Source organism: Microcystis sp. M165S2, assembly GCF_020245885.1.
Lineage (GTDB): Bacteria > Cyanobacteriota > Cyanobacteriia > Cyanobacteriales > Microcystaceae > Microcystis.
Genome location: NZ_JADBTZ010000075.1, coordinates 1 through 4,643, shown reverse-complemented (window position 1 = coordinate 4,643; position 4,643 = coordinate 1). Strand labels below are relative to the sequence as shown.

Annotated in this window: 4 protein-coding genes and 1 pseudogene; all 5 read left to right on the top strand. The window is 45.5% G+C overall.

Translation table 11 applies throughout. The features are described from left to right. Positions 1-134: 134 nt before the first annotated feature. Positions 135-2,678, top strand: coding sequence for a sulfatase-like hydrolase/transferase (locus IM479_RS04270; RefSeq protein ID WP_287699247.1), 2,544 nt, complete (start codon positions 135-137; stop codon positions 2,676-2,678). 130 nt (positions 2,679-2,808) lie between these two features. Further along, positions 2,809-3,807, top strand: a complete 999-nt coding sequence (locus IM479_RS04265; protein ID WP_287709277.1) for a formylglycine-generating enzyme family protein — start codon at positions 2,809-2,811, stop codon at positions 3,805-3,807. Continuing rightward, a complete protein-coding gene (locus tag IM479_RS22515; protein WP_353737596.1) occupies positions 3,794-4,027 on the top strand; it encodes a tyrosine-type recombinase/integrase in 234 nt (77 codons plus the stop codon). Before IM479_RS04265 ends, IM479_RS22515 begins: the two co-directional genes overlap by 14 nt. Beyond that, positions 3,987-4,220, top strand: coding sequence for a tyrosine-type recombinase/integrase (locus tag IM479_RS22510; RefSeq protein ID WP_353737595.1), 234 nt, complete (start codon positions 3,987-3,989; stop codon positions 4,218-4,220). The genes IM479_RS22515 and IM479_RS22510 overlap by 41 nt, the downstream gene beginning before the upstream one ends. A gap of 267 nt (positions 4,221-4,487) precedes the next feature. Beyond that, a pseudogene (locus IM479_RS22970) lies at positions 4,488-4,643 on the top strand (ISH3 family transposase); the annotation flags it as partial.

The window sequence follows — 4,643 nt, the reverse complement described above, 5'->3', positions numbered from 1 at the left end:
GTGTCAGTCTGTAGAGCGACCATAAGACCAGAACAGAGTAAATCTGTTAAGGCAGGTGCGAAACCCCGCAAGGGAAAGAAGCAGAAACCTAAATCGTGAGGTTTGGGAATCGCCGTCCGTTTACGGCGGTGAGGATGTCAACTCTTTTAAATGGACGCAATGCCACCAGTAACGGGATGTCTTGTATTGAAGAAGCCACCACGGGTTTTCCGGGAAGTAATGGTCGCATCCCCTTTGAAAATGCCATGATTCCAGCCGTATTAGGTGAACGGGGCTGGAATACCTTCGCTCTGGGTAAATGGCATTTAGTACCACAAGAAGAAGCAAATATGGCGGCAAGCAAGCGAAATTGGCCTCTGGGTCGTGGGTTTGAACGCTATTATGGATTTCTAGGGGGAGAAACGGATCAATGGTATCCCGATCTCGTCTATGACAATCATCTAATTGAGCCTCCCTATGGACCCGATTTGGACGACACGGAGAACGGCTATCATCTCTCGAAAGACTTGGTAGATAAGGCAATTTCTTTTATCCAAGATACAACCGCGATCGCCCCTAAAAAACCTTGGATGATGTACTTCTCTCCTGGCGCGAATCATGCCCCCCATCAAATCTGGCCCGAGATGATCTTAAAGTATGAGTACAACACAACTTTAGGAGATAAAAATAATCCAGAGGATACCTCCTTTATTGAGACTAGCGTCTTTAAAGATGGCTATGAAGAGTACCGCAAAGAGGTTCTCGCCAACATGAAAGCGTTGGGAATCTTTGAAGGCGACTTCTCCCCCGCGACGATCAATCCTCATAATGAGGGTGTACTTGATAAGAACTATGACGGTGAGCTTACTGTGGACGATATCATTGGAGTACCTCCAGGAAAAGCTTGGCCTTCCACCGATTATGTAAGACCTTGGGATGATTTGGACCAAAAAGAGAAGGCTCTGTTTATCCGTATGGCAGAAATTTATGCCGCTTTCTCCACCTACACCGATGAACAAATTGGTCGTTTGCTAGACTTTCTCGAAAAAACAGGGCAAATGGACAACACGATTATCATTGCGGTAGCGGATAATGGTGCCAGTGCCGAGGGAGGTCCTAATGGCTCAGTCAACGAAAACCTATTTTTCAATGGCGTTGAAGACAATTTTGACAAAAACTTTGCTTTGCTCCAGGCTCTAGGCACAGAAAAAACCTACAATCACTACCCCTCCGGTTGGGCATGGGCTTTTGATACCCCTTTCAAATACTGGAAACGTTGGTCTGGCTATGAAGGTGGTGCAGCCACTCCCTTTATGATGTGCGGACCCGGCATTGAAAAAACAACGGATGAAGACACATACGAATACCGTAAACAGTATATTCATGCGGTTGATCTGGTGCCAACCCTTTACGAAATGGTCAACATAGAACCCCCAGCAGTCGTCAAAGGCTATACCCAAAACCCGATTGAGGGCATCAGCTTCAAATATACGTTTGATCGTAAGTATGGTCAACCTAAGTATCAATTTCCTTACAAAAATGATCATCTCAAACCCAAAGACGAGAATGGTAACTCGAAGAAAGTACGAGAGACTCAGTTTTATTCCATGCTGGGAACCCGGGCAGTTTGGTATAAAGGCTGGCACGCTTGTACTGTTCATGCTCCCACACCTTCTAATTGGGGTAACTTTGAGTTAGATACCTGGGAACTCTACTGTATGGATGGTTCTAACACGACGCTAGGAGCCAAGTTAGGATTATTGAGTGACCCCACTCAATCCACAAACCTGGTGTCAGAGGATTATTTAAGGCGCCATAACGATCAGCGTAAAGACTTAGAGCAACAGCTCGAACGATTGAAAAATATGTGGTTCGTGCAAGCAGGAAAATATAACGGCGTGCCACTCGACGATCGCTCAACGACTGAAATCATTTCAACGCCACGCCCTCAGTTGTCAGATCCCCCATTTAAGGAGGGCGACGACACTAGTAAAACATTTGACTACACCTACTATCCAGGGGGATCCGAAATTCCTGAAGCGGTAGCTCCCAACCTTCGGAGTCGGTCTTATGCGATTACGGCAACCGTTGGTTTCTTCACCAATGGAGCCACTCCGGAAGGGGTTCTGTTAGCTCACGGGGGACGGTTTGGTGGACACAGTTTCTATATCCATAATAACCGGCTTTGTTATGTCTATAACTGGCTAGGGCAACGGGAGCAGAAGGTCAGTTGTCCACTCCCAACCGACGCTCTGGCTAATTTGACACCCAATGATGAAGTGAAGCTCAAAGTTGAATTTAACAAAAGTGCTTTACAGGGAGCAAAGGCTGGCCTTAATGCAGCCGAGTACGGTAACAGCACTTTAGGAGAAGTTCAACTGTCCATTACCATCAAAGGTACCCCTGTTTCAGATTTAGAGACGACATGGGAGTTGGGTAATGGAGAAGATTGGACGAAGTGGGGACAAGAGTGGGTATCCCCCAATCAGTTCCTGACCCAACCCTCCAAGTTTGCCCTATCTGGGGAAGGATTCAATATTGGTCGAGATGCGGGCCAGCCTGTGTCACAAGACTACGCAGAAGACATCCCCTACGAGTTTGAAGGCGCGATCCTTGAAAAGGTCGTAGTCACCATCAAAAACGACGCACCATCAGTAGATCCTGCGAAAGAATTCCAGGGTATGCTGTGGCGTGACTAACATCTTGAATCTAGGGACTTACCCATAGACACTATCTCTAGGGGCAATTCATCAATTGCCCCTACCCAAAACATTGTTTATAGGGGCATTGCCTAACTTCTAGTAATTTTAACCTTTACTCTTATTCAAAGTGACTTCAAATTCACAAATATCTAAAAAACCGCCCTCTCATCCGGGTAAACCTCCCCATAAAGATATGGTCTGGATTCCTGAGCGCACTTTCGAGATGGGAGCCAACAACTCAAAATATCCAGAAGAAGCACCCGCTCACTGGGTAACCGTCAGTGGCTTCTGGATGGATCGCTATTTAGTGACTAACAAACAATTTCAAAAATTCGTCAAAGAAACAGGCTACGTTACCTTTGCTGAAAAGCCCCCGAAGGCAGAAGACTATCCTGGCGCTGATCCCGCAATGTTAGTACCCGGATCGGCAGTATTTGTTAAGCCCGATCGCCCTGTCGATCCCCGGACTTTATGTTGGTGGCAGTACGTCCCTGGTGCTGACTGGCGACATCCTGAAGGTCCCAATAGTTCCATTAAAAATCGAGAAAATTTCCCTGTTGTGCATATTGTGTATGAAGATGCTCTTGCCTATGCTAAATGGGCAGGTAAAGAACTGCCAACGGAAGCCCAGTGGGAATTAGCAGCACGAGGCGGATTAGATGGCGCAGACTTCGCTTGGGGTAATGAATTTATGCCCAACGGTAAGGTAATGGCAAATACCTGGCAAGGAAGGTTTCCTTGGGAAAATTTAAAACATCATCCACCAGGGACAGAAGCCGTTGGTTGCTATCCTGCCAATGGCTATGGACTCTATGACATGATTGGTAATGTTTGGGAATGGACGACCGATTGGTATCGGGAGAAACATCCAGAAAACCCCACAAAAGCTTGTTGCACGCCCAAAAATCCTAGAGGTGGAACAGAAGCAGATAGCTACAACCGAAAATTATCACCCTCAATGCAAAAACCACGTAAGGTACTTAAAGGGGGTTCTTTTCTCTGTTCGCCTAACTACTGCGCTCGCTACCGTCCCGCCGCTCGTCACCCGGAGGATATCGATACCTCCACTAACCACATTGGTTTTCGGACAATTGTTTGCCCTTCTGTAACGATTGAACAAGATTAGGCAATTCCAACATCGAGTTAATAACCGCAAGCACCTGACCAGCCGTGAGGTGGAAAGACTGCTAGAGGCAATCAAGGGGAGCAGGAACGCCCCCCGCGATTTCTGTCTGGTGTTGTTGATGTATCGTCACGGATTGAGGGTTTCTGAAGCCTGTAGGCTGCGTCTAGACCAGGTGGAAGGTGGACACCGAAAGCCGTCAACTGCACGTCACGAGGCTTAAAGGGGGCTTATCGACAACCCATCCGCTCAGAGGGGATGAGTTAAGGGCGATCCAGAAATGGCTAAGCGTGAGGGGAAAGCTGAAACCAGAGAGCAAGGCGTTCTTTGTGAGTGAGCAGAAAAAGCCCCTACACCGCTCAACGGTCAATCTCAGTAGATGGAAAAGTTTTTGTCCAATAGCGATCGCTAAATGATAGGGGCTAAAAAATTAGGGATTTTCTTAGTATTTATGTACTCAGACAACGACTAATGGTAAGTAAAAGTTATCTATATCTAGATTGACTAATCAAAGAAAAAATCGCTCAAAAAAAACCTAAAAATGTTAGAATAAAATCAATAAACTTCAGCAATAAATTTGAAAATTGGTTAACGAAACCCGCCAAATACTACTAACAGAATCAGAAACATTACAAACAACAATTGATTGTTTAATTCAACATATCCCTCTCGAAACTCAGGATCGTCAGCGGTTTGGAATTGAGACTAGCTATAGAATTAAAAATATTTGTCGCCTTAAAACCACTAATAAAAAGCCAGTTATTCGTTTATTATTTATCGGAATTTCCTTTCTTCTTGTTAATATTTGGATTAATTTATTATGGCGAAAAGTTTGTTTT

What these genes read in the sequence shown, in the direction of transcription:
- IM479_RS04270 (WP_287699247.1), top strand. Translation starts at nt 135, where the DNA reads ATGTCAACTCTTTTAAATGGACGCAATGCCACCAGTAACGGGATGTCT.